This is a genomic window from Nannocystis bainbridge, from assembly GCF_028368995.1.
Classification (GTDB): Bacteria; Myxococcota_A; Polyangia; order Nannocystales; family Nannocystaceae; genus Nannocystis; species Nannocystis bainbridge.
On record NZ_JAQNDL010000001.1, the window covers coordinates 314,602 to 340,339 of the forward strand.

Genomic DNA, 25,738 nt, shown 5'->3' on the forward strand with positions numbered 1-25,738 from the left:
TTACGCCACTGAACATCAAGTAAATCCGAGCTTGCGAAACAGCCCCTTTGCGCCCCCCACGGCGCGAGTGCTACCACGAAGGTCCACGTGACACTCTCCGATGCTCCTGCCATGACCCCGACCTGGCGCGAGAGCCTGGAACGCGTCTGCGCGGCCGTCGTCTCGGTCCGGATCGACGCCCCGCGCCCCTTCGACACCGAGTGGAACGGCAGCTCCCAGGCCACTGCGTTCGTCGTCGACGCCGAGCAAGGCCTCCTGCTCAGCAACCGCCACGTCGTCCAGCCCGGCCCCGTGGTCGCCGAGGCGGTCTTCCTCAACCACGAGGAGATCCCGCTGCGACCGGTCTACCGCGACCCGGTCCACGACTTCGGGTTCTTCCGCTACGACCCCACGGCCCTGCGCTTCATCCGGCCGCCGGCGCTGCGCCTGCGCCCCGACAAGGCCCTCGTCGGCACCGAGCTGCGCGTGGTCGGCAACGACGCCGGCGAGAAGCTCTCCATCCTCGCCGGCACGCTCGCCCGCGTCGATCGCCCGGCGCCGCTCTATGGGTCGAGCAAGTACAACGATTTCAATACCTTTTACCTGCAGGCTGCAAGCGGAGCGTCAGGTGGATCTTCCGGCTCTCCGGTGGTCGACATCGAGGGCGACGTCATCGCCCTCAACGCCGGCAGCCGGACCCAGGCCGCCTCGAGCTTCTTCCTCCCGCTCGAGCGAGTGCTGCGCGCCTTCGAGCTGCTGCGTGCGGGTCAGCCGATCTCGCGCGGCACCTTGATGACGACTTTCTCGTACACCCCGTTCGACGAGCTGGCGCGCCTCGGCCTCCGCCCCGAGACCGAGCAGGTCTGCCGCGCCGCCGACCCGGGCGGCATCGGCCTGCTCATCGTCGACAAGCTGATCCCCGGCGGCCCGACCGACAACCTGCTCGAGCCGGGTGACATCCTCCTGCGCGTCGAGGGCGAGTTCATCCCCCGCTTCGTCCCGCTCGAGGCCCGCCTCGACGCCTCGGTCGGCCAGACCATCACCCTCGAGCTCGAGCGCGGCGGCCGGCCCCTCACCATCCGCGCCAAGGTCCACGACCTCCACGCCGTCTCCCCCAGCACCTATCTCGAGGTTGGCGGCGCGATCCTCCACGACCTCTCCTACCAGCGGGCCCGCAACCCCCAGGTTCCCCTGACCGGCGTGTACCTCGCCAACAGCGGCTACCTGTTCTCGCCCCTCGACCTCGACCGCGGCGCCGTGGTCCGCGCCATCGCCGGCGTGCCGACGCCGGATCTGGCGGCCGCCGAGGCCGTCCTCGGCAACTTGCCGCACGCGGCACCCTTCATGGTCCGCTGGATCGACCTCGACCAGCCGACCCGCGAGCACGTCACCGTCCTCACCATGGACCGGCGGTGGTTCGCCATGACCCGCTCGACCCGCGACGACGCCTCGGGGCGCTGGCCGTCGGCCGAGGCCCCGCCGCCCCCGGCACCTCCGGTGCGCACGCCGGTCACCACCAACCTGCCGCCCTCCGACGACATCCGGGTGCAGCAGGTCCAGCCCTCGCTGGTCACGGTCACCTGCAACATCCCGTTCAAGATCGACGGCATCCACGCCACCCGCTTCGTCGGCGCCGGCCTGGTCGTCGACGCCAAGCGCGGGCTCGTGCTCGTCGACCGCAACACCGTCCCGATCGCGCTCGCCGACATCACCCTCACCGTCGCCGGCGCGGTCGAGATCCCCGGCGAGATCGCCTTCCTCCATCCGCACCACAACTACGCCCTCGTCGCGTACGACCCGGCCCTCCTCGGCGACACGCCGATCCGCGCCGTCGACCTCGCCCCGCGCCCGCTCCACCCCGGCGATCCGGTGTGGCTCGTCGGGCTCAAGTCGGGCCACCGCGTGTTCGCCCAGAGCACCGCCGTCGCAGCCGTCGAGGCCGTCGACTTGCCGCTGCCGCGCCCGCCCCGGTTCCGCGCCATGAACCTCGAGCGGATCTCTCTCACCAGCGCCACCGCCTCGCTTGGCGGCGCCATCGTCGACAGCGAGGCCCGCGTGCTCGCGCTGTGGGCCGGCTTCTCCTACCAGGACGGCAAGGACCACCGCGTCGCCGAGTACGGCATCGCCGCCGACCTGTTCGCCGAGGCCGTCGAGATCTTCCGCCGCGGCGAGTCGCCGATCGTCTGCGACCTCGGGGTCGAGTTCGGCACCGTCACCCTCGCCGAGGCGCGTCACCGCGGCCTGTCCCCAGAGGCAGCCGCCGAGCTCGAGGGCCACGACCCGCTGCGCCGCCAGGTGCTCGTCGTCCAGCGCCTGGCCGCGTTCGCCCGCGGCTGGCAAGCGGGCGACCTGGTCCTTCGGGCAGGTGGCGCCGCCGTCACCTCGGTCCGCGAGATCGAGCGATCGCTGCGCGGCGGGCGGGTCACCGTCCGCCTGCTGCGCGACGGCCGGGAGCTCGACCTCGAGGTCGAGACCCGCCCCGACGACGGCCGCGGCACCGACCGCGTGCTCCACTGGGCCGGCGCGCTGCTGCAGGCCCCGCACCACGCCGCGCTGATCCAGCGCGCCGTCCCCGACGAGGGCGTGTACATCTCGCTCTACTGGTACGGCTCGCCCGCCAGCCGCTCGCGCCTCCGCGCCGCCCGCCGGATCGTCGCCGCCGAGGACCGCCCCACCCCCGACATCGACAGCTTCCTCGCCGCCGTCGCCGGCAAGCCCGACCGCGCCTCCGTCCGCCTCAAGACCGTCGACCTCGACGGCAAGGTCGACCTCCTGACCCTCCGCCTCGACCTCGAGTACTTCCCGACCTACGAGCTCCGCCGCACCGGCGACGGCTGGATCCGCATCGACCACGCCTGAGCCTGTCCCTCGGGACAGGCCATTTCCACATGTCCTGAAGGACAGGCAACCCGGCACGCCCCGAGCGCTGCCGTGGCACCTGTCTCGAAGGACATCCGCTCGCGGCCAAATCTCGGTGCCGCAGCCATCGACCAGCGCATATGCGGAGCCGCCTGCGTGCTCGGACAACATGTCCCCGAGGACATCTCATTCCCTCGCGCACCTGCCTCGCGAGCCGACGCGAACATGTCCCAAGGGACACATTCATAATTGCCGAGTTCGGCCCCGTCGTCGTCACGCGGATCGAACCCCGGGGTCGGGACGAGCCTGTCCCCAGGGACACCTGCTCATCTGCGCGGAGATTTCCCGAACATGTCCTGACGGCCACCCGCTCGACCTCGGCCCCGCGCCGCCGTGATGGACATGTCCCGAAGGACATCCCCCTGTGACACCTGAGTCTCCCCGCACGCTCGCGGCCGCGGCCCGCGGCCCCGTCGCTTCGGCCCCGCCCGTGCTCGCGGCTCGCCCCGTCAACCGCTTCCTCGGCCGACGCATTCCCGCTACGCTGACTCGATGCGGCTCGCGTTCGTCGTCGGCCTCGGGCTTCTCGGCGCCTGCGTGCCCAGCGATCATCCCCCGTGGCTCGTCGACCACCCGATGCCCTGGGGCATCGTCGCCAGCGTCGTCGAGCCGGGCGGTTACTCCACCGGGCTCGTCGTCCCCGAAGGTCGCGTGCGAGCCTCCGCCCTCCCGCTCGACACCCTCGAGCTGCAGTGGATCGCCGCCACGCCGCCCGGCGTCACCGTCCCCCCGCCGATCTGGTTCATCTGTCCCTCCTACTGCGGCGCGCTGCTCGCCGAGCCCCTCCCGACCTGCCCCTTCCCGTTGCCGCTGGCGATCACCGAAAATTGTCGCCTCGACGAGGGCGAGCGGGTCCGCCTCAGCCTCGGCGGCGCCTATACGGCCGACGAAACCTTCCTCGGCCACTTCGGCGTCCTGGCCATCACCGGCGACGGCAGCATCGACGCCGAGACCTGCGTGCAGCGGCTCGGCACCATCCCGCGCAGCGGCCTCGAACGCTGCCTCGTGCAGACGCGCCTCATCGAGCTGGGCCCGCTAGGCCGGCTCCTTACCACCGTGCCCGGCCTCGTGGACGACGACGCCATCGCCGAGTTGCCCGACGACCTCGCCGACGAGCCGGCCGACTTCCACCCCGTGCTCGCCGGCGTGCGCGTGCGTCACTTCGGCCGCGGCGGCCTTCAGGAACAGCTCGCCCAGCCCGGCGACACGATCGAGGTGCGCGTCGACGACATCGTCCACCTCGTGCCCGAGTTCACCGTCGACTCCGAGCAGGACTACTACGAGATCACGCTGTCGTCCGGCACCCCGCAGCGCCTGTCGGCCATCCTCAAGAGAGAGTGGTTCTTGACCCGGACCGGCATCACCACGCTGGTCGACACCCTCGACCCTCCCGACGCCGACAACATCAGCACCTGGCGCGTCCCCGACGAGCCCGAGCCCATCCTCTTCTACTTCTACTCCACCGACATCCGCCAGGGCCGCGCCTTCGCCAGCCTGCGCTTCGTCGTCGCGGACGCGACCCCCGCGCCATGATCGCCGTCGCGCTCGGCCTCCTCCTCGCCGCCCCTCCGTCGGCCGCGGCGCAAGAACCACATGTCCCTTCGGACATCTCACCTCGCGACGCCCCGGCCTCTGCTCGACCTGTCCCTTCGACCAGTTCACGCCTCGACGCCCCAACCTCCGCGCGACCTGTCCCTTCGACCAGCCGCCTCGAGGCCCGCGGCAGCTTGCGCAGCGCCGGCGAGCGCCAGCCGCTGGTCGGCGCGCGGGTGTTCGCCGGCGGCCGCCGCGGCCCCGCGTGGACGCGCGAGGCCGTCACCGCCGCCGACGGCAGCTTCGTCCTCGCCGACCTGCCCGCCCTCGACTTCGACTTCATCGTCGTCGCTGCCGGTCACGAGCGCCTCGAGCAAGCGACCACCGCCGGCTTCTGGCGCCGCCGGCGGCCGCCCGTCGTCTACGTGCAACCGGCGGGCGCGGGCCGCTACCGCACCATCGTCGCCCAGGAGCGCTACCCCAAACCGAGCCCCTTCAGCGTCCAGCTCGCGCCCGACGAGATCGCCGCGCTGCCCGGCAGCCAGGGCGATCCGCTGCGCGCCCTGCAGAACCTGCCCGGCGCCGCGCGTGTCCCCGGCGGCCTCGGCCTGCTGATCTTCCGCGGCGCTGCACCCAATCAATCGCAGGTGTTCTTCGGCGAGCACCCCGTGCCGCGCGCCTTCCACGTGCCCGGCCTCGCCAGCATCGTGCCCGCCGGCGTGCTGTCGGGCCTGCAGTACGTGCCCAGCAACTTCGCCGCCAACTACGGCAACGCCACCGGCGGCCTCGTCGTCCTCACCCCGCGCGTCGGTCGACGCGACGGCGTGCACGGCCACGCCAAGCTCGACATCATCTCCGCCGGCGCTCTCGTCGAGGGGCCGATCGGTCGCGGCTCGTTCATGATCGCCGCCCAGCGCGGCTACCTCGACGTCGCCCTCAAGACCGTCGGCCGCCTCGCCTTCGGGAGCGACTACCTGCGCCCCAAGTACGGCGACTACCAGGTCGTCTTCGATCACCCCGTCGGCCCCGGCGCCAGCCTCACCCTCAGGCTGCTCGGCGCCAGCGACGTCATCCGCTTCAACTCGCCCGCCGCTGCCGGCGGCGGCGTCGCCCTCAGCGCCGGCTTTCACCGCATCGACCTCGTCTACAAGAAGCGCCACGGCCCGTGGGACTTCCTGCTCTCGCCGGCGCTGCGCCTCGACTCCGGCGGGATCGAGACCGCCACCGATCTGCGCCGCCGCTTCGACGTCGTCGGCCTCCTGCGCGCCGAGGCCACCACCCGCCCGTCGCGGCGGTTCCAGCTGACCTTCGGCGCCGACACCCAGCTCGATCGCCACCGCGTCCGCAGCCACGTCGAGCCGCTGTTCGGCCGCGGCGAGACCTTCGACGACGTCGCCCGCGGCTTCACGTCCGCCAGCGGCGCCTACGTCACCCCGCTCCTCGCGCTCGGCCGCTTCAGCCTCTCACCTGGCCTTCGGGCCAGCCTGTTCACCGGGACAGGTGAGTCCAAGTTCTCCGTCGACCCGCGGCTGCACGCGCGCTGGGCCCCACACCCGCGCGTCAACGTCCAGATCGGCGCCGGTCGCTACTCGCAGGCGTCGTTCTTGCCGCTGCCGACGGCCCCCTTCGTGGGCAACTTCAGCGCCGTCGACGCGCTCGGCCTCGACGGCCGGATCGTCCTGCCCGCGGCGATCCGCTACCTCGACCCGCGCATCGACGTCGACCCCCGCAGCCGCCTCGGCCTCATGCAGGCGATCCAGCTCAGCGCCAGCGTCCACCTCCGCCTCACCGCCGGCCTCGGCCTCGACGTCACCGGCTTCTGGCGCCGCGATCGCAACCACATCCCGCGCGCCGTCAATCCGTTCGGTCAGGCGGTCGAGGACCGCGGCGCGGTCACCCACGGCCTCGAGGTCATGTTGCGCCACGACCTCACCCGCCGCCTCTTCGGCTGGGTCGCCTACACCCTCATGCAGGCGCGCGTCGGTAGCTTCGACGCCCACGACCGCCTCACCGTGCGCGCCGCCAACGACTTCGATCAGCGGCACAACCTCGTCGCCCTGCTCGGCGTCAAGTTGCCGCGCCGCTGGCAGATCGCCGGCCGCTTCCGCGTCGTCACCGGCCTCCCGTTCACCCCCGTCGTCGGCGGCATCAAGTACGACGGCGCCTTCCCCTACACCTCCCCCGTCCACGGCGCCTACAACAGCGTCCGCATGCCCGTGTTCCACCAGCTCGACCTGCGCATCGACAAGACCTGGGTCCGCCCGCGCAGCATCGTCTCGGCTTACCTCGACGTGCAGAACATCTACAACCGCCAGAACGCCGAGGGCCTGTGGTACCTCACCGATTACTCGGGCACCCAGACCGTCGTCGGCGTCCCGATCTTGCCGGTGTTCGGCGTGCGCCTCGAGTACTGACGCTCACGGCGCCGGCTGCTGCTCGAAGCAGTACAGCCGCGCCCCCAGGTCGCACGCCACCTCCGGACAATTCTCGGTCCACTGCGAGTCCGACAGCGTGCACTCGCCGACCACCGCCGTCCCGATCGGCGGCCCTATCCAACCGTTGCAGTCGGCCCCCTGCGCCGCCCCCATCGTGTCCGTCGCCGTCCACACCGGGCACGCGCCGCAGTTGGGCACCAGCACCGGCACCATCAGCCCGTGCTCGTCGACGTCGATCGCCGCTCCCAGAGCGCCGTCGATCAGCTCATCCCAGTGCTTGGCGACCAGCGAGCCGTCGAGCCGGAGCCACGGCCGCGTCCCGTGGGCCAGGCGGGTCGCCGCCGGGTGCTTCACGCTGCTCAGCCAGGCGACGTACGCACCCCCGAGCCCCGCCTCCTTCGCCCGCGTCGTGCACAGCGCGTCGGCCCCTTCGGTGCCCTTGAAGTCGTTCACCATCACCGGCTCGGCGGTGACGAACACGTGGAAGAACGTGCGCTTGCAATCGGTGCACGCCTCGCCGCCGTCGCACTCCTCGTTCGGCTGCACGATCGCGTCGCCGCAGACCTCGAACTTGCATGCGTTCGAGCAGCCGTCGCCCTCCACCATATTGCCGTCGTCGCACTCCTCCCCCTTGCCGAGCACGCTGTCGCCGCAGACATCCCCCGCCGTGTCGCTCGTGGTGTCGGGTCCGGTCGTCGTGCTCGACGACGCCGTCGCGGTCGCGAGCGGCCCCGTCGTCAATTCCATCGTCGTCGAATCCGTCGAGGTCGTCGGCTCGCCGGTGCCCGTCGTGATCGGGCTCATCGTCGTCATCGTGCCCGCGGTCCCCGTCGTCAGCGTCTCGCTGCCGGCCGCCGTGCCAGTGCCCGTCGTCGGCTCACTCCCGCTCGGCGAGAAGCACCCGGAGACCAGCATGAGCACCAGCGAGGCGACGAGCGGACGGACCATCGCCACCATTGTCGAAGAAACCGCCGCGCGGCGTCAAAGCAGGCGCAAACCGCCTCGCCGCGGCCCTCAGCCCCCGGCGCCCGCGGCTGCCTCCGCTTCTGCGATCGCTGGCCGGCAGCCCCGAGGAGGCCCGGTCCGTCGCGGCCGCTCGCGGTCGCTCGCAGCCTCGTCCTCGAGCGCGCCCATCGAAGTCACCACCACCGCGCGCGTCCACGAGTCTCGGACCCGAACACGGCTCATCCATCCGCCTGTCTCTTCGGCCATCCCCAATCACATGTCCTCAAAGACATCTCGCGCTCGACGTGCGCGATCGCGCTGACCTGCGAGGTTGTCGTCGTCGAACACGCGGTGGTACCGTGACGCGATGGAGCACGAGAGCACGAGGGTCCGTTCGCGGGCGTGGTGGGCCGTCGTCTCGCTGTCGTTGTGGCTGCACGACCCGGCCGCGCGCGCCGACGTCGTCGACGAGCCGCCGCCCAACTGCCCGGCCGGCACCCAGGCCAACACCTGCCACAGCGGCCCGTTCTGCGCCCCGATCAAGTGCTCGACCGACGCCGAGTGCACCGGCGGCGCCACCTGTCAGGACACCAAGGGCTGCATCGGCAGCATCGATTGCGGCGGCGGCGACAGCATGCCCGTCCCCACGCTCACGCTCTCGGCCCTTTGCCCGGACAGCAGCATCTGCGGCCCCGGCGAGACCTGCGAGGCGATCAAGCTGTGCCTGCCCGTGGTCGAACCGACCACCGGCGCCAGCTCGGACACCGGCCCGACCGCGAGCGGCACCGCCGCGAGCGATGGCAGCGCGAGCGGCCCGGCCACCAGCGACGCCACCGGCGACACCACCGGCGGCAGCAAGGGCGGCTGCGGCGGCTGCAGCACCGATCCGGGGACCGGCTCCTCCGCGCTCGCGCTGCTCGGGCTCGCGTGGCTCCTGCGGCGGCGACGCGACCGGGGCGTGCCATGACGTTCACTGGCACGCCCCGCGTCGCGACAGCTTCGGCGTCGCCCCACGAACGCCACAGCGAGCGCTCACCCCATCCTCGTCTGAATCGCCCGCCTCTCCTCGCCGCGCTCGTGCTCGTCGCCTGCGCCCCGCGCGAACCCCCGGCCCCGGTCCCCGCACCCGCGCCTACGCCCGTCACCGCACCCGTCACCACGCCCGCTCCCTCCGCATCGCCCCCCGCTCCGCCCGAGCCCGCGATCGAGTCGCCTACACCCGTCGAGTCGAAGCCGAGCGAACCGCTGACGCCGAGCAAGACCTGGCCGTTCGTCGTCTGGGATCGCGCCGAGGCCTTCACCTTCAACCACCTCCTCTACGGCCCCGGCATCCCGCTGCGGGTCTGGGACGCCACCTCCGGCTGGAGCCCCAAGATCGTCGATCGCAAGCCGGTCACCCCGGAGCAGGCCTCACACGCGGTCGAGTGGGTCGTCGCCACCCGCGGCGATCTCGAGGTCTCGAAGTGCGCCTTCCCCCGTCACGCGGTCGTGCTCTACGCCGGCGACACCCCTGTCGGCAGCGTCAACGTCTGCTTCGAGTGCGGCGACATCCTGGTCTGGCCCGCCTTCGAGGCGCCCGCCACCGGCCCCGCCGCCGAACGCCGGCACAGCCAGCAGATGAAGGCCTACAAGCGCGTCTTCCCGCAGTGGCAGCGGTTCTTCCGCGACGAGCTCGGCTTCCCGCTCACCCCGCCGCTACAAAATTGACATGTCCCGCGGGACAGCCTCACGACATGTCCCGAAAGACATCCTCGTGCACCCTCGCCCCGAAGTGCTCGAGGCCGATCGGACATGCCCCTGCGGACATGCCCCTCACGACATGCCCGATCGAGCATGTCCCTGGCGACATACCCGCGCGTTCACTTCAGCCCGCGCTGGGCCGCCCGCTTCGGCAGCGCCTTCGGCTCGGCCTGCAGCGCCCGCTCGAGCCCCTCGAGGGCGGCCCCGACGACGCCTGTCCCCGCGGACAGGTTGGCCGTCTCGACCACCACCGTCACCAGTTGGTCGCCGGGCCGCCCGCTCTCGGACGGCACCCCTTTGCCGCGCAGTCGCAGCTTCGCCCCCGTCGCCACCCCGGGCGGCAGCTCGAGCAGCGCCGAGCCCGTCAGCGTCGGCACCGGCACCTTGCCGCCGCGGGCCGCCTCGAACGGGCTCACGAACAGCTCGCAGTGGATGTCCTGGCCCTCGCGGCGCAGCCACGCGTGCGGGCGCACGCTGACCGTCACGCGCAGGTTGCCGGGCCCGCCGCCGAACTGACCCGGCTCGCCCTGATTTTGGATCACCTTCTCGGCCCCGCCCTCGGTCCCCGCCGGCAGCCGGACCTTGAACGACCGCGCCTCACGCCTGGCCCCACGGCCGCGGCACGTCTCGCACGGATCGAGCTGGATCATCCCCGTCCCGGTGCAGCGGCCGCAGGTCGTGTGGCGGGCCAGGAAGCCCTCGCCCTTGACCTCGCCGCGGCCGTGGCACAGCGGGCAGCCGCTCGGCGGGCGCCCGCCCGGCTTCGAGCCGGTGCCACCACAACTGGCGCACGACCCCAGCGCCTCGAACTGGATCTCGTGCTCCGACCCCAGCGCCGCCTCGGCCAGGTCGACCGTCAGCGTGTAGCGGACATCGCGGCCGCGCCGACGCTCGCGGCGCTGACGACCGAACACATCGCCGACCACCGCCGCCAGCAGGTCGCGCGCCGTCTGCATCGTCACCGGTTGATCGAACAGCCCGACCGGCAGGTGCCGCTGCCCGTCGTACCTGGCCCTCTGGACAGGATCGCTCAGCACCGCGTACGCCGTGCTGATCGCCCGGAAGCGGTCCTCCGCCTCGATGTCGCCGGGGTGGCGATCGGGGTGGCTGGCCAGCGCCAGGCGGCGGTAGTTGTGCTTGATCTCGTCGAGCGTGGCGTCGGATGCCACGCCGAGCACCGCGTAGTGGTCTTGGTGCTGCGCCATGAATTTCTCGGTCCCGAGCTCAGGAGCTCCCGGTGGATTCGCTGCCGAGCAGCGCCGCGTAGATCTGCTGCGAGGAGCGCTCGAGGGTCAAGAGGGCCGCCTCGATCGCCGTCGCCGGCGCCGCGGTGGCGAGCAATTCGCGCAGCGTGGCGACCTCGACCGTGAGCGCCGCCCGCTGCGGCGCCTGCAGCCCCGGCAGCCCCTCGGCCGCCCGCTCGCACGCGTAGGCCAGCGCCTCCGCGCGATTTCGCAGCAGCGCCGCGTCTTTGCGGACCGCGTCGGCCTGGCGGGCCGCCGCCGCCTCGCGCGCCAGCAGCTCGACCTGCGCGCGGGTCAGCCCGGCCGCCGGCTGCACCGTCGTCGCCACCTCCGCTTCGGACCCGAGCTCACGCGCCGACACGTGCAAGATCCCGTCGGCGTCGACCTCGAACATCACCTTGATCTGCGGCAGCCCCCGCGGCGCCTCGGCGATCCCCGACAGCCGCAGGCGGGCCAGCGATTGGTTGTCGGCCGCCATCTCGCGCAGCCCCTGTTGTACGTGCACGTCGACCGCCGTCTGACCGTCGATCGTCGTCCCGAACACCTCCGCGCGGCGGGTCGGCACCGTCGTGTTGCGCGGGATCAGCGGCGTGAACACCCCGCCTTGCGTCTCGACCCCGATGTCGAGCGGCACCACGTCGAGCAGCAGCACCTCCTCGACCTCGCCTGCCAGCACCGCGCCCTGGATCGCCGCGCCCACCGCCACCACCTCGTCCGGGTTCGGCGACGTGTTGGGCGCGCGGCCGAAGAACTCCGCCACCGCCTCGACCACCCGCGGCATCCGCGTCTGCCCGCCGACCAGGATCACCTCGTCGACCTCACGCGCGCGCAGCTTCGCGTCGGCCAGCGCCCGGCGGCACGGCTCCAGCGTGCGCTGGATCAGCGGCCGCACCAGCCGCTCGAGCTCGAGCCGCGACAGGCTCGCCTGCAGGTGCAGCGGCCGGCCCGCGGCCGAGGCGATGAACGGCAGCTCGATGTCCGTCGCCAGCGACCAGCTCAGCTCGTGCTTGGCCCGCTGCGCCGCCTCCTGCAGCTTCACCAGCGCCGGCCGGTCGCGCCGCAGATCGATCCCGTGCTCGCGCTTGAAGCCCTCGGCCAGGTGGTCGACCAGCGCCGCGTCGAAGTCCTCGCCGCCGAGCAGCGTGTCGCCCGCGGTCGCCAGCACCTCGAACACCCCGCTGCGCAGCTCGAGCAAGGACAGGTCGAACGTCCCGCCGCCGAGGTCGTACACCGCCACGATCTTCGGCGGCCTGTCCTTTCGGTCAGCCAGCCCGTACGCCAGGGCCGCCGCCGTCGGCTCGTTCACGATCCGCTCGACCCGGAGCCCCGCGATCGTCCCCGCGTCGCGGGTCGCCTGTCGTTGCGCGTCGTCGAAGTAAGCCGGCACCGTGATCACCGCACGGGTCACCGGCTGACCGATCGCCGCCTCGGCCGCGTCGCGCAGCGCCGACAGCACGTGCGCGCCGACCTCCGCCGGCGCGATCGTACGGCCTCCCACCTCGATCCACGCGTCGCCTTGCTCGCCGGGCACCACGTCGTACGTCAGCCGCGCTCGCAGGCCCGCGACCGCCGCGAAGCTGCGACCGATCAGCCGCTTGGCCGCGTGGATCGTCGTCGCCGGGCTGACCGCTGCTTGCCGCCGCGCCAGCGCGCCGACCAGGACCTCCTGGCCGGCGAACGCCACCACGCTCGGCGTCGTGCGGCTGCCCTCGGCGTTCACCAGCACGCGGACCTCGCCGCCGTCCATCACCGCGGCGCACGAGTTGGTGGTGCCGAGGTCGATGCCGAGGATCGGGCTCGGTCGCGGACCGGCCATCGGCTGCTACGACGCTTGGCCTTCGGCCTTGCCGCCGGTCGAGCCGGGGCCCGCGATCACCACGCGAGCCGGGCGCAGCAGGCGGTCGCCCTGGCGGAAGCCCTTCTCCCACTCGCGCGCCACCACTCCCGGCGGGAACTCGGGCGTATCGATCTGCTGCAGCGCCTCGTGGATCGCCGGGTCGAACGGGTGGCCGACGCTCGGCACCGGCTCGACGCCGAAGCGGCCGAGGGCGCTCATGAAGTCGTTGACGACCATCTGGATGCCCTTGTGGAGCTGCTCGTTGCCGCGCGCCAGCTCGAGCGCCCGCCCGAGGTTGTCGACCGTCGGCAGGAACGCGTTCAGCAGGTTCTGCTGGGCCCGGAACACGTTGTCGTCGATCTCGCGGCGCGTCCGCTTCTTGTAGTTCTCGAGCTCGGCCAGCGCGCGCAGCCACTTGTCCTTGAGGTCGGCCTTCTCGGCCTCGGCCTGCTCGACCCGCTCTTCCGGAGTGACGACCAACTCGGCCTCCACGGGCGCGCCGTTGCCGTTGTCGCCCGCGTTCTCTTCCTGTGGATCCTGGCTCATGCGGCTCCCGCTTTAAGGCTGGCTGGCGCGCGAGACAAGCCCGAATCGCGACCTCGTATTCTTCGACCGCGAACCACCAGTGAGGGATCACTCGCTGGTGCGCGCCGCCAGCGCTTGCGCCGCGTACTCTACCAGAGGGATCGCCGCCTCGTAGTCCATGCGGTCCGAGCCCAGCAGCGCGACCGCGGCCGTGCGCCCGTCCTCGACCGGCTGGACCCGGCAACCGATGAGGCTCATCCCCGACAGCACGCACGGCCCTGTCGGCCCCAGCCCTGCCAGCGTCGGCCGCAGCTCCGCGGCCACGTGGACCTCCGCGCGCGCCTGCTCGAGCGTGTGCTCCGGCAGCAGCTGACACAGCAGCTCGGCGAGCCCGTGATAGTCGTCGAACAGCGCCAGCACCTGCGCCAGGGTTTGGTCGCTCTGGCCCGCCAGCAGCCGTTGCCCGGCGATCTGCACCCACAACGGATCGAGCGCCGCCGCCGTGCACAGCCACAGCCCGATGCGCAGGCTCTCGGCCAGCAGGCGATCGACGCGCGCCTCGTGTTCGGCCCACAGCCGCGACAGCTCCGCCCGCGCCTCGGCCAGCGTCTTGCCGACGCACAGCCCGCGCAGCCGCTCTTGCAGCCGCAGCAGACCTCCGCCCTCGGCGAAGCGGGCGTCGATCGTCACCGGGTGCAGCCGCGTGTGCATCCCCGCCAGCGTCAGCGCCACCATCGCCCGGCAGCCCTGCACCGGCACCAGGTCGACCTGCAGCACCTTGCCGCCGCGGTCCTCGCTGACGAACGTGACCGCCACGCAGCTCGCCACCTCGCTCAGCACCTGCGCCGCCACCCGCATGCTCTCGGCCCCGTGGACCGGCTCCGACAGCGACACGTCGACCGCTCGCCGCAGCTCCGCCCGCAGCGGCGGCGGCCGCACCAGCGAGCGCACGTACAGCCGCATCGCCAGCGGCGTCGGCAGGCGCCCGGCCGACTGGTGCGGCTGCGCCACGTAGCCGGCCTCCTCGAGCGCCACCAGCTCGTTGCGGATCGTCGCCGCCGACCACTCGAGCCCGTGGGCCTGCACCAGCGCCCCCGACGCCACAGCGCGCCCGGTGACGATGTACTCGCGGCACACGGCGAACAGGATCCGCTGGCGTCTGGGGCTCAGCTCCACTCGATCCGCATTTACCTCGTCTCGCCCCCGGACGCCAGCAGGCGCGCGCGTGCCCCCCGCAAACCCGCGCCGACCGCTGTCACCCGCGCCGCCGCGCCCGAACCCCTCGCCCGCCCCGGCCCGCGCGTCCCCTCACCCCAAGCCCGAAATCATTCGCCCGTCTCGGACTCGCGCCCTCACCCCGCCCCGCGAGCCCGAAATCAGTCGCCCGTCTCCGACTCGCCCGTCATCCCCCCGCGAGCCCGTAATCACGCGTCCGCCCCGACTCGCGCCCTTCTCGCCCGAAATCAGTCGCCCGTCTCCGACTCGCACCCATCCCCCCACTCGCAATCACTCGCCCGCCCCACCCGCGCCCCGCTCGGCCGAAATCAGTCGCCATCACGGATTCACCCCTCACCCCGCTCGCTCGCAATCATTCGCCCACCCCCGACCCGCGCCCCTTCACTCACCGCCTCGCCCGAAATCATTCCTCCGCCCCCGCCTCGCGCCCCTCACTTCGCCGCCTTCGCAGCCCGCTTGCCGCTCCTCGCGCGCTCGCGCGTGACCCTCGCCTGCGCCGCCTTCGCGCCCTTCCCTGGCCTCCGCCCCTCGCTCGCCTTCACCGGCTCGCTCGCCGAGGCCGCGCACAGCGTCGCCAGCCGGTCGACGATCCACTGGTGCGCCGGCCCGAGGATCGTGTCCGCGCGGTGGATCGCCGCCAGGTGCAGCGTGTGCTCGTCGTCGGCCCACGCCGCCGGGCGAATCGCCACCAGCCGGCCGGCCGCCAGATCGTCCTCCACCATCGCCGCCGGCAGGTTGCCCCAGCCGAGGCCCGCGCGCAGCAGCGCCTGCTTCGTGTGAAGGTCGGCCACCCGCCAGGTCCGCGGCGAAAGCACCGCCTGATCGGGCACCCCCGCCTGCCCGCGCTCCGACAGCACCACCTGCACGTGCTCGCCCAGGCGCGCGCCCGCGATCTTGCCGCGCAGGCGCGCCAGCGGGTGCTCCGCGGCCACCACCGCGATCATCCGGATCGGCGCCAGCGGCCGCCGCTCGAGCCCCGGGGCCACGGCGATCGGCGCAGTCACCCCGAGCGTCGCCGCCCCCGCCAGCACGCGCGCGGACACGTCGGACATCGTCTCGGTGTCGACGCGCAGCGCCACCGTCGGGAACGCCGCCGCGAATTCGCGGCACAGCGCCACCAGCACCTGCAGCGGGAACAACGCGTCCACGCACAGCGACACCGCCGGCTCGAGCCCGCGCGCGATCCCGGCTGCCAGCCCGCGCAGCGCATCGACCTCGCCCGCCACCCGCCGCGCCGCCGCCAGGATCGCCTGGCCCGGCTCGGTCAGCCGCGGCACCCGCGTCGAGCGGTCGAACACCGCCACGTCGAGCTGGCGCTCGAGGTTGGCGACCGCCTGGCTGACCGCCGACTGGACCCGCCGCAGCCGCCGCGCCGCCGCCGAGAAGCTCCCGGCCTCCGCCACCGCCATCAGCACCCGTAACTGGTCGAGCGTGACCTCGCCGATCATCCGCGAAGTATCGCAGAAACTGATGGAAGGCATCACATCTTCAGCGATTTACAGCATAAAAACCCGCGTCATGATGGGGCACGTCATGCTCACCCAACGCCTCGCCGACTCTCGCGGCCACGCCGAACACGGCTGGCTCGACTCCCATCACACCTTCTCGTTCGCCGACTACTACGACCCGGCGCACATGGGCTTCCGCAACCTCCGCGTCATCAACGAGGACCGCGTCGAGCCCGGCCGCGGCTTCGGCACCCACCCGCACCGCGACATGGAGATCCTGTCCTACGTGCTCGAGGGCGGCCTCGAGCACCGCGACTCGATGGGCACCGGCTCGGTCATCCGCCCCGGCGACGTGCAGGTGATGAGCGCGGGCACCGGCGTCTCGCACAGCGAGTTCAACGCCTCGCACACCGAGCCCGTGCATTTCCTGCAGATCTGGCTGCTCCCCGAGCGCCGCGGCCTGAAGCCCGGCTACCAGCAGCGCAGCTTCGGCGCGGCCGACAAGGACGGCCGCCTGCGCCTGGTCGCCAGCCCGGACGGCCGCGACGACAGCGTCACTATCCACACCGACGCCAGCATCTACGCCGGTGTGTTCGCCGCCGGCCAGCGCGCCGAGCACCCGCTCGCGTCCGGCCGCCACGCCTGGGTCCACGTCGCCCGGGGCACCGTCCGCGTCAACGGCCACGACCTCAAGGCCGGCGACGCCCTCGCCCTCTCGAACGAACCCACCGTCACCGTCGAGGGCACCAGCAGCGGCGAAGTCCTGGTCTTCGACCTCGGCTAACCGAATGTCCGTGAGGACATGCTCCACAGAGCATGTCCTCACGGACAGCTTTATATTTCGCTTTCCAGCACCCGGCGAGAACTCCGGGCGAGGAATCCCGAGCAAGGCTCCGAGCGAGGAACTCCGGGTGAGAAGCGCCGCGAGCTCCCAGCGTGGCAGTGGACGCGCGAGGCACCGGCGCCGCCGAAGTCGGCGGTCACGAGCACCCACGTCAGATCGCCCCCCTGCGCGCGTAGAGTCCGCGAGAGGCTCCCCGCATGCGGAATTGGCTCGCGCTCGCCCTCCTCGGCTTCCTCGTCCTCGGCGCCTGGTGGTTCACGCGCACGGCTCCACGTGCGGGCGAAGCCGTGGTCCGGGCCGATACACCGGCCCAGCCGATCGCCGAGGCTGCGCAGCGGCGGACCCTGCTCGACGACCCCGCGCCCGCGCGAGCTCATCGCCTGCGCGAAGGCACCGCCCGGCGCGAGGCCATGCAGCGCCAGATCGTCGCCGCCATGGCCGCGCGCGACGCCGCGGCAGGCCCCCCGCGCACCGCCGGCGATCCCGCTCGCGGCGGCCTGGCGCGCGCGCAGCCGACCGAGGACGCCCCCGCCGGCGCCATCGTCGACCGCACCGGCAACCACGCCTACCTCACTCGCGTGCTGAGCCAGGACCTCATGCCGCTGGTCGACGAGTGCCACGCGCTCGTCCGCGAGGCGCACCCCGATCTCGCCGGCATGCTCGTGCTCGACCTCGAGCTCCTCGGCGACGAGGACATCGGCGGCGTCATCAACACCCTCGAGCCCGGCAAGGGCAACGAGATCGCCGAGCCGGCCCTGCTCGAGTGCGTACGCGAGTCGCTGCTCGCCACCACCCTGCCCCCGCCCGAACAGGGCGGCCGCGACGCCGTCTCGCTGTCGATGCGCTTCGACCCACCGACGAGCGAGTGAAGACCGCGCCGCCCTGCACCGGCGCGCCTCTCCCCGCCGCCCCGGAGCACCGAGGCCCGCACGCCGCTGACATGACCGCGAGACCATGCCCATGCACCCGCCGCGTCGTGATGTCCGAACGGTCATGTCCCAAAGGACATGACCATCACGCCAGCAGGTCGGCTGCCACCGCGTCGTGCCAGTACCAGCGGCCCGGCGCGATCCGCAGCACCTGCCCCTCCGCCGCCCACTCGAGGTTCCCGCGCGCCACTTGGCGGCGCGTGCGGTGCTCGATCCACCCGCGCGTCACCGCAGGGAACCGGCGCAGGTACGCCCCCACGTCGAGCCCCCGGAGGTCGCGCAGGCCCGTCCACAGCCCCTCGATCGCCGCCGCCTCCGGCGTCAGGCGCTCCGCCTCCGCCGGCGTGCCCGGGTCCGCCAGCCACGTCGGCAGCCCGCGCACATTGCCGCGGCGCAGCACCGACCCGTCGGCGAAGTAGCGGGCCGAGTGGGCCGACGGCCCGAGCCCGAGGTAGTCCTGCCACGTCCAGTACAGCAGGTTGTGCTGTGCCTCCGCGCCTGCGCGCGCATAGCTGGCCACCTCGTAGTGCTGCAGCCCCGCCGAGGTCAGCGCCTGCTCGGCCGCGGCCAGCATGTCGGCCTGGTGATCGCTGTCGGGCAGGCGTCGCTTGCCGCGGCGGACCAGCGTCGGCCACGGCGTATCGGCCTCGATCGTCAGCGCGTACACCGACACGTGCTCCGCGCCCGCCTGCGTCAGCCGGGCCACATCGGCCTGCACGCCCGCCGCCGTCTGCCCTGGCCAGCCCACGATCAGATCGGCGCTCACCCGCAGCCCCGCCTCCACCGCCGCTGCGATCGAAGCCAGCGCCTGCTCCGGCGAGTGGACCCGCCCGAGCGTGCGCAGCCCCTCCGCCTCGGTGCTCTGCGTCCCCAGCGACACCCGCGTGCCGCCGATCGCCCGCACCGCCGCGTACAGCGAGGGGTCACCGTGCTCGGGGTTCACCTCGACCGTGAACTCGCGCGCCCCGGCCCCCGGGAACCGGCGCGCCAGCCACTCGCCCAGTTGCGCCAGCCCGGCCGGCCCGAGCAGGCTCGGTGTCCCGCCGCCGAGGTACACCGTCGACCATGGCGCATCGGCCAGGTCCGAATCGCCAGGTCCTTCGGGACATGTCCATTCCGCCAGCTCTTGCCCCCGCCCGCTCGCCTCGCGCTCGAGCCCGGCGATGAACCCCGCGACGTCCGGCGTGCGTCCGACCTGGAAGTCGAAGTCGCAGTACGGGCAGGCCCGGGCGCAGAACGGCACGTGGACGTAGATCCCCCGCATCGACGCCCTCCTCATGACCCCGCCGGCGCGCGCCGTCCAGCGACCGCGCGCGCACGGCCGCCCGCCGCGGGTCTGCCCGGCCACCGATCCCTCGGGACCCGCGCCCGCGAGCCCGCCGCCGCGCAGCAGCCCGGGCCGGCTCGCCGACCCCCCCGGGCCCGCACCTGGCTCCAAGAACATGCACTCTCGGCCATGCCCGGGCGGACATGTCCCTTCGGGCATGCCCGAGAGGACCTGCGCGAACGGCCAGCCGGGCTACACGTCGGAGACGAGCGCGGCGAAGTCGGCGCCGTGGGGAACATCGTCGTAGAGCTCGACCCCGCCGTCGGCGCGGAAGCGGGCCGCCACGCCGCGCCACCACCAGTGGGGCAGCGTCTCGAGGTCGACGCCGGCCGAGCGGAGCAGGCTGGCCTGGGCCTCGACGGTCTCGAGGCTGGACGGGTGGAACGGCTGGCCGAGGCCGCGCATCTGCAGGCCGAGGCGGCGCGACGAGCGGAGCGGCGTCGCCTCCTCGAGCCACTCTTGCGCCGACACGAAGGCGCGGCGGGCGATGCCGATGTCGGGGAACTCGAAGATGTGGCCGTGGACCACCAGCTCCTCGCCGAGCAGCACCGCCAGGCGGGCCGAGTACATCGACAGCAGCTGCTCGTAGACCGCCAGCGAGCTGCCCATGCGCGAGACCGCGTCGGCGCGGACCAGTGCCACCACCTCTTCGGCGCTGGCGTAGGCGAACGACACGTTGTGCGACTGCAGCAGACCGATGCCCGCGCGCACCGTGAGGCGGGCGAGCTCCGAGTCGAGCGGGTCGTTGGCGCGGGCGCGCATCTCGAGCAGGCGCGCCACGCCCTCGGGGCGCGGCGCGAACTGCATCACCAGACGGAACCCCGGCATCGGCTCGTGATCGCCGAGTACACGGAAGGCGGAGAACTTACCCCAGGTGTGATTGCCTTGGACCTCGACGCTCTGCATCGGCTATCTCGTCTCGCCCGTCGCCCGCTTCGTGTGTCGCTGCTGTCTCTGGCCGGCGGATGGCCCGCCTACCTCATCGAGAACATCGTGTACGCGACGTAGCCGAGCCCACCGAGCCCGAACAGCACGAGGATCCACGTGATGGCCGCGCTGCCCTGCTTGGTCTGCTCGGCCATGATGCCGTGCCCGAAGCTGGTGCTCGTCGCGCCCGGATCGACCACCGGGATCGACACCGTCGACATCGCCGGGCTCTGCTTGGTCGCCATCGAGCGGCCCGCGGACAGCGAGCGGTTGGCCCCCGTCGGCGCGCGGCGCGGGCCGGAGCCGGTGCTCTGGCCGGCGCTCGGCGTCAGCGTCTTGTGGCGGCTCGACGGCGTCTTGCGATGGTTGCGGCGCGCGCCGGCCACCGCCGCCGCCTCGGACGCCGCGCGCTGGCTGCGGGTCGTCGGCGCCGAGCCGGTCGGCGGCTTCTGCTGCGCCTGCTGCTGCTGCTGCTGCGCGACCTGCTGCAGCCGCTGCGCCTCGGCGAGCACCGCGTCGAGGTTGCCGATCGTCATCGACTTCTTGCTGCGCGTGTCGGACTGCGCCGGCTTGGCCCAGTCGGGCGCGTCGTCGCGGTTGTCCTGCTGCGAGTCGAGGCGGTCGAACTGGTCGAAGTCGAGGGCCTCGTCGGCGAGGTCGTCGTAGAGGTCGTCGTAGTTGACCTCGGCCGGCGCGCCCTCGCCGAACATCTCGGCCATGTAGTTGGAGAGGATGCGCGGCGTGCTGCGGATGCCCGACTCTTCCGTGAACCGCTCGAGGTCACGGAACATGTGGTCGCAGTTCTGGTAGCGCTCGGCCGGGTCGACCTCGAGCGCCTTCATGATGATCGCCTCGAGCGCCGGCGGGAACTCGGGGTCGACGAACGTCGGCGCCGGGATGTCGCCCTCGACGATGCGATTGGCGACCTCCTCGGCGGCGCCGCGGAACAGTCGCCGGCCGAGGCACATCTCGTAGAGCACCACGCCGAGCGCGAAGATGTCGGCGCGGGCGTCGATCGGGTGGCCGAGCACCTGCTCCGGGGCCATGTAGGCCAGCTTGCCGGCGAACTGACCCTCGCCGCCCTGCACGCTCGCGCGCGTGGCCGCGATGCCGAAGTCGACGATCTTGCAGGTGCCGTCGTAGCCGACGTGGATGTTGGTCGGGTTGATGTCGCGGTGACACAGCCCGAGCAGGCGCCCGCGGTCGTCGGCGCGCGAGTGGACGTAATACAGCCCCTCGAGCCCCTGCATGATGATGCCGAGCGAGATCTCCAGCGGCAGCCGCAGCCCCGTCTTGGCCGACTTGCGCAGGACCGCGACCAGCTCCTGACCCTTCAGGAGCTCCATGGCGATGAAGTACTCGCCTCCCATCTCGCCGAGGTCGTAGGTGTGCACCACGTTCTGGTGCGTCAGCGTGGCGGCGACCCGGGCCTCGTCGAGGAACATCCGCACGACGTTCGGCCGTTCGGCGAACTCCTCGCGCAGCCGCTTGATCACCAGCTCCTTGGCGAACCCCTCGATGCCGGAGTACGTGGCCCGATAGATCTCGGCCATGCCGCCGGTAGCGATGTGCTCGACCAGCACATACTTGTCGCCGAAGGGCGTTGGCTCAATGTTGCTCAAGGCGGCCCCAGATTAACGGATCTGCGATCTGTCGCCAAGCCCCGGCGGCCGCCCGCGCCGTCAGGCCACGGCGTCGCCGATAAAGCCGCGGCCTTGCGGCGAAATCCCGGCGGCGGCGGCCCGGACCCGGCGGGCCGCGCCGCGGGGGCCCGCGGTTGCGCCCGGGCCGCAACCGGGATCGCGCACGCTCGCGGGTGGGCGGGTGCCCACCTGTCGGGGCGGTCCGGCGTCAGTCTCGTTCGGGCTTCAAGTCGCGCTGCATCAGCGCCGCCACGGCCCGCCGCACGCTCATGCCCTCGTAGAGGATCGCGTGCATGATCTGGGTGATCGGCATCTCGACCTGCTCGCGCTGGGCCAGGCGATGGGCGCTGAGCGTGTTGTTGACGCCCTCGGCGACCATCCCCATCTCGTCGAGGATCTCCTGCAACGCCCGACCCTGCCCGAGCGCCAGCCCGACCCTGCGATTGCGCGACAGACCGCCAGTGCAGGTGAGCACGAGGTCGCCGAGCCCGGCGAGCCCCGACAGCGTGACGGGGTCGGCGCCGAGGGCGATGCACAGCCGGCCGATCTCCGCCAGCCCGCGCGTGATCAGAGCCGCGCGCGCGTTCTGTCCCAGGCCCGCGCCGTCGCACACGCCGGCCGCCAGCGCGATCACGTTCTTGAACGCCCCGCCGAGCTCGACCCCGACGACGTCGTCCGTCACGTAGACCCGCAGCCCGTCGCCGCTCATCCACTGCTGGATCGCCGCCGCCGCCGCCGCGTCGGCGCTGGCGATCACCACCGCCGTCGGCAGCCCGCGCGCCACCTCGGCGGCGAAGCTCGGCCCGCCGAGCACCGCCATCCGCTCCGCATGTTCTTTGGGCAATGTCCCCGAGACCACGTCGGCCATGGTCTGCAAGCTGTCGATCTCGACCCCCTTGGCGGCCACCAGGTAGTACGGCCGCGGCCCCGCCTCGCCCGCCCCCGCCAGCGCCGCGCGCACCTGCTGCAGCGTGGCCCGCAGCCCATGGCTGGGGATCGCCAGGATCACGAAGCCCGCGCCCGCGAGCGCGCGCCCGAGGTCGTGCTCGACCGCGAGGTTGTCCGGGAACGGGAACTCGGCCAGGTAGCGGGCGTTGACGCGGGCGGCCGCCATCGCCTCCCAGTGCTCGACGCTGCGGGTCCACAGCCGCACCGACAGCCCGCGGCGAGCGCAGTGGAGGGCCAGCGCGGTGCCCCAGCTACCGGCGCCGAGCACGGCGACCGTCGGTGACGGGAGGGACCCGGGAGCGTTCGTCATCGCCTCTGGTTTTACACCGCGCCCGCGTCAGCGCGCGACCGTCGGGAACGCCGCCCGCAGCTCCTCGGGCACGCGCGCCAGCGACTGGCCGGCGATCTTGACGAACACCCAGCGGGTCTCGGCGGTCGCCAGCACCGCCCTGTCGGCCGGGCGCACGATCTCGTAGCGGCGCAGCGAGTGGATCTTCCCCATCTCGGTCACCCACGTGCGGACGACCACGGCGTCGCCGAGGCGGGCCGGGCGGAGGTACTCGATAGCGTGCGCGCGCACCACCCACGTCGCACCGAGCTCGCGGTAGCGCGCGAACGGCCAGCCCAGCGCGACCGAGTGGGCCTTCGCGGCCGTCTGCGTCCACGCCAGGTAGTGGAGGTTGTTGACGTGGTCGAGCTCGTCGATCTCGTCCGGCGTGACGCCATGCGGGTGATCGAACACGCCCGGGATCGCCGTGAGGTCGGCCGTCATGCGGCGCGAGTAGAGCACGGCCCGCGGCGCGGGCGCGAGCCGCTCAGCGCGGCGCGCCTTCGGCTGCGGGCCGCTGCGGGCTCAGCACCTGCGTCGTCGCGTGGTGCGAGGCGATCCCGCCGGGCACCCGCCGGATCGCGTCGACGTCGAACACCTTCTGCGCCGCCGGTCGCGGCCCCGCCTGTACCCCACCCATGGCGCGAAGCTAGCTGCGCGGCGGCTCCGCGCGCAAGGTCGGCTGGTGGAGGCAGAGCGCCCTCGCTCGCGCCTGCGTGCTAGCGTCGGCCTCGACCTCGCCGCCGATGCTCCCGCCGCTGTACGGCCGCTGGATCTCCGACCTGCTCGGAGGGCCATTACCCGAAGAACAGGCCGCGACCTGCGGCGACTGCGTGCAGTGTCACAGCCACGTGCCCGAGGGCTACCGGTTCGCCGACGCCACCAAGTGCTGCACCTACGTCCCGGCGCTGCCCAACTTCCTCGTCGGCGGCGGGCTCAAGGCCGGCTCGCTCGCGGGGCGTGAGCGCCTGCTGCGACGCATGGTCGCGCAGCCGGACAGCATCACCCCGCACGGGCTCGACGCCACCGAGGACGAGCGCGGCCGCTACCGCGACATCCTCGCTGCCGAGCAATTCGGCCGCGACCCGTCCCTGTTCTGCCCCTACTACATCGACGAGGCCGGCGGCCTGTGCGGCGTGTGGCGCAATCGCAACGGCATCTGCGCCACCTGGTACTGCAAGCACGATCGCGGCGCCGCCGGCCAGCGGTTCTGGCAGGCGCTCGAGGTCCTGCTCACCGCCGTCGAGCGCGAGCTCAGCCACTGGTGCGCCTGCACGATCTTGTTCGAGGAGACCCCGCAGGTCGAAGACGGCGAGTCGGCGTGGAGCTGGTGGTCGGGCCGCGAGGCCGAGTTCTTCCGCCGCGCCGCCGAGCTGGTCGAGGCCCTCGAATGGTCGCAGGTCGAGGCCCAGATCGGCGCCGCGATCGAGACCCAGCTCGGCGAGCTGCTGGCCGCCCACGCCGCGCTCGCCGGCCCGCTGCCTGACTCCCTGCAGCTCGGCACGATCCGCGTCTCGCACCGCGGCGACGAGCGCAGCCGCGTCGTCACCTACCTCGACACCGACGCCCTCGAGCTGCCGACCGCCCTGCTCGACCTCCTGCCCCGCTTCGACGGCCGCCCCACCGGCGCCGTGCTCGCCGAGCTGCGCGCCCTCGGCGTCGAGGTCTCCCCGGCCCTGCTGCGCATGCTGGTCGACTTCGAGCTGCTCACCGACGCGGCCTGAACATTCGGACATGCGCGATGAGACATGCCTGAAAAGGCATGCACTTTTGGACATACGGTCTGCGGCACCCTCGTGACCTGCGCACGCGCTCCCCCGAATGATCGCCGTCGCTGACCTTTGCGGCCCACCATCGGACCCGCGCGATCGATCCCTCCCGGCGGCATGAGAGGTTCGGGCCGACCTGGACCTCGCTCATCGCTGCACGAGGTTTCCCCTCTCTGCCCGCCGCGCCCGCCTGTCGGGACCGCGGCGCATGCGGCGACCGCTCCCCCGGACTGGGCCCCGGCTCTCGAGCGCCTCTCGTCCCTGGCGCGCATCACCGCCGTCGCCAGGCCAGCATCGAAGACCTTCCGCCGCCACCTCTTCGCGGCGGTGACCGCGACGCGCGGATCTGTTAGGATGCGCGCGCTGTGGCGCTGTCCCTCCGGACATCCTCACCTGTCCTCCTCGCCGGCCTCCTCGCCTGCGGGGACGCTGGCGAGCCCGCGACCCCGGTCGTCGCCAGCACCGGCGACGTACCGGCTGACCCCGTGGCCCCGGCCGACCCCCCGCCGGCGCCCGACCCCTTCGCCGCCGAGGGCATCGAGGCTGCGCGCCCGGGGCTGCGCTTCGGCTGGCCGGTCGAGAGCCCGCACATCACCTCGTACTTCGGCTGGCGCACCAACCCGATGACGGGCGTCGGCACCAAGCTGCACCGCGGCCTCGACCTGCGCGGCGGGATCGGCGACCTGATCCTCAGCATCGGTCCTGGCGTGGTCCAGTTCGCCGGTCAGGACCTGCTGCTCGGCAACCTCGTGATCATCGACCACGGCCTCGGCGTCACCTCCTACTACGGGCACATGCACGACATCCTGGTCCACGTCGGCCTGCCCGTCGATCGTGGCACCGCCCTCGGCCTCGTCGGCAACACTGGCCGCAGCGAGGCCCCGCACCTGCACCTCACCGTCAAGATCGGCGCCCTCGCCGTCGACCCGCTGTGGCTGATCGGCGCCCCGCTCCACGGCTACCCCGGCCTGCCCGCGCTCGCCGAGGCCGACACCGACGCCGAGTACTAGCTCTCGGGACATGCCCTCCGGCGCATGTCCAGACGGACATGCACTTATGGACATGTCTTGAGAACCACCTGTGCCCGCTGACCGCGCGGACACGGCGCGCCACACCTCGTCCGAAGGCGCGCCGGAGGTTCGTTCGCCGAGCTCGCGCATCGGCGCCAGCTCGACGGCCGCG

At 72.6% G+C, this 25,738-nt stretch carries 21 protein-coding genes; 9 read left to right on the plus strand and 12 right to left on the minus strand.

Going from position 1 to position 25,738, the window contains the following annotated elements:
• Positions 1-111 precede the first annotated feature (111 nt).
• The 3 genes from POL25_RS01235 to POL25_RS01245 all read left to right on the plus strand — a co-directional run bounded on the left by POL25_RS01235 (position 112) and on the right by POL25_RS01245 (position 6,845).
• The gene (locus POL25_RS01235) at positions 112-2,838 is read left to right on the plus strand and encodes a trypsin-like peptidase domain-containing protein (RefSeq protein ID WP_272083877.1); all 2,727 of its coding nucleotides are present in this window, start codon (positions 112-114) and stop codon (positions 2,836-2,838) included.
• A 552-nt stretch (positions 2,839-3,390) separates the two neighbouring features.
• Positions 3,391-4,431 (plus strand): hypothetical protein, encoded by a 1,041-nt coding sequence (locus POL25_RS01240; RefSeq protein WP_272083879.1) that lies wholly within the window; start codon positions 3,391-3,393, stop codon positions 4,429-4,431.
• The gene (locus POL25_RS01245) at positions 4,428-6,845 is read left to right on the plus strand and encodes a TonB-dependent receptor plug domain-containing protein (protein WP_272083880.1); all 2,418 of its coding nucleotides are present in this window, start codon (positions 4,428-4,430) and stop codon (positions 6,843-6,845) included. Before POL25_RS01240 ends, POL25_RS01245 begins: the two co-directional genes overlap by 4 nt.
• 3 nt (positions 6,846-6,848) lie before the next feature.
• Here POL25_RS01245 and POL25_RS01250 read toward each other — a convergent pair whose 3' ends face one another.
• On the minus strand, positions 6,849-7,814 hold the full coding sequence (locus POL25_RS01250; RefSeq protein ID WP_272083882.1) for a DUF4215 domain-containing protein: 966 nt from the start codon (positions 7,812-7,814) through the stop codon (positions 6,849-6,851).
• Between the two features lie 364 nt (positions 7,815-8,178).
• Between POL25_RS01250 and POL25_RS01255 the strand changes: the two genes are divergently transcribed.
• Both POL25_RS01255 and POL25_RS01260 read left to right on the plus strand, forming a co-directional pair.
• Entirely contained in the window at positions 8,179-8,778 is a 600-nt protein-coding gene (locus tag POL25_RS01255; protein WP_272083884.1) for an MYXO-CTERM sorting domain-containing protein, read from the plus strand.
• Between the two features lie 110 nt (positions 8,779-8,888).
• The gene (locus POL25_RS01260) at positions 8,889-9,518 is read left to right on the plus strand and encodes a hypothetical protein (protein WP_272083886.1); all 630 of its coding nucleotides are present in this window, start codon (positions 8,889-8,891) and stop codon (positions 9,516-9,518) included.
• 152 nt (positions 9,519-9,670) lie between these two features.
• On the opposite strand, the gene POL25_RS01265 is transcribed toward POL25_RS01260, so the two are convergent.
• The 5 genes from POL25_RS01265 to POL25_RS01285 form a co-directional block, all read right to left on the minus strand.
• Entirely contained in the window at positions 9,671-10,756 is a 1,086-nt protein-coding gene (locus tag POL25_RS01265; protein WP_272083888.1) for a DnaJ C-terminal domain-containing protein, read from the minus strand.
• Positions 10,757-10,775: 19 nt separating this feature from the next.
• The gene (dnaK, locus tag POL25_RS01270; RefSeq protein ID WP_272083890.1) at positions 10,776-12,611 is read right to left on the minus strand and encodes a molecular chaperone DnaK; all 1,836 of its coding nucleotides are present in this window, start codon (positions 12,609-12,611) and stop codon (positions 10,776-10,778) included.
• 6 nt (positions 12,612-12,617) lie between these two features.
• Positions 12,618-13,178 (minus strand): nucleotide exchange factor GrpE, encoded by a 561-nt coding sequence (locus tag POL25_RS01275; RefSeq protein ID WP_272083892.1) that lies wholly within the window; start codon positions 13,176-13,178, stop codon positions 12,618-12,620.
• Between the two features lie 87 nt (positions 13,179-13,265).
• Complete coding sequence (locus tag POL25_RS01280; RefSeq protein WP_272083893.1) at positions 13,266-14,333, minus strand: hypothetical protein; 1,068 nt, start codon at positions 14,331-14,333, stop codon at positions 13,266-13,268.
• Positions 14,334-14,824: 491 nt separating this feature from the next.
• Entirely contained in the window at positions 14,825-15,874 is a 1,050-nt protein-coding gene (locus tag POL25_RS01285; protein ID WP_272083895.1) for a LysR family transcriptional regulator, read from the minus strand.
• 52 nt (positions 15,875-15,926) lie between these two features.
• Here POL25_RS01285 and POL25_RS01290 point away from each other — a divergent pair, with 52 nt between their 5' ends.
• Positions 15,927-16,625: a pirin family protein gene (locus POL25_RS01290; protein WP_272083897.1), complete on the plus strand. Its 699-nt coding sequence runs from the start codon at positions 15,927-15,929 to the stop codon at positions 16,623-16,625.
• Between the two features lie 257 nt (positions 16,626-16,882).
• A complete protein-coding gene (locus POL25_RS01295; RefSeq protein ID WP_272083899.1) occupies positions 16,883-17,554 on the plus strand; it encodes a hypothetical protein in 672 nt (223 codons plus the stop codon).
• 145 nt (positions 17,555-17,699) lie between these two features.
• Here the strand turns inward: POL25_RS01295 and POL25_RS01300 are convergent, their stop codons facing one another.
• The 6 genes from POL25_RS01300 to POL25_RS01325 all read right to left on the minus strand — a co-directional run bounded on the left by POL25_RS01300 (position 17,700) and on the right by POL25_RS01325 (position 23,427).
• Positions 17,700-18,878: a coproporphyrinogen-III oxidase family protein gene (locus tag POL25_RS01300; protein WP_272083901.1), complete on the minus strand. Its 1,179-nt coding sequence runs from the start codon at positions 18,876-18,878 to the stop codon at positions 17,700-17,702.
• A 255-nt stretch (positions 18,879-19,133) separates the two neighbouring features.
• A complete protein-coding gene (locus tag POL25_RS01305; RefSeq protein WP_272083903.1) occupies positions 19,134-19,847 on the minus strand; it encodes a hypothetical protein in 714 nt (237 codons plus the stop codon).
• 68 nt (positions 19,848-19,915) lie between these two features.
• Entirely contained in the window at positions 19,916-21,490 is a 1,575-nt protein-coding gene (locus POL25_RS01310) for a serine/threonine-protein kinase (protein ID WP_272083905.1), read from the minus strand.
• A 229-nt stretch (positions 21,491-21,719) separates the two neighbouring features.
• The gene (locus POL25_RS01315; protein WP_272083907.1) at positions 21,720-22,769 is read right to left on the minus strand and encodes an NAD(P)H-dependent glycerol-3-phosphate dehydrogenase; all 1,050 of its coding nucleotides are present in this window, start codon (positions 22,767-22,769) and stop codon (positions 21,720-21,722) included.
• 27 nt (positions 22,770-22,796) lie between these two features.
• Positions 22,797-23,231, minus strand: coding sequence for an acyl-CoA thioesterase (locus tag POL25_RS01320; RefSeq protein ID WP_272083908.1), 435 nt, complete (start codon positions 23,229-23,231; stop codon positions 22,797-22,799).
• A 43-nt stretch (positions 23,232-23,274) separates the two neighbouring features.
• Positions 23,275-23,427 carry a hypothetical protein gene (locus POL25_RS01325; protein WP_272083910.1) on the minus strand — a complete coding sequence of 51 codons (153 nt, stop codon included), beginning with the start codon at positions 23,425-23,427 and terminating at the stop codon, positions 23,275-23,277.
• Positions 23,428-23,533: 106 nt separating this feature from the next.
• On the opposite strand from POL25_RS01325, the gene POL25_RS01330 reads away from it, so the two are divergent.
• On the plus strand, positions 23,534-24,511 hold the full coding sequence (locus tag POL25_RS01330; RefSeq protein ID WP_272083912.1) for a hypothetical protein: 978 nt from the start codon (positions 23,534-23,536) through the stop codon (positions 24,509-24,511).
• A 410-nt stretch (positions 24,512-24,921) separates the two neighbouring features.
• Entirely contained in the window at positions 24,922-25,566 is a 645-nt protein-coding gene (locus POL25_RS01335; RefSeq protein WP_272083913.1) for a M23 family metallopeptidase, read from the plus strand.
• The last annotated feature ends 172 nt before the right edge of the window (positions 25,567-25,738 follow it).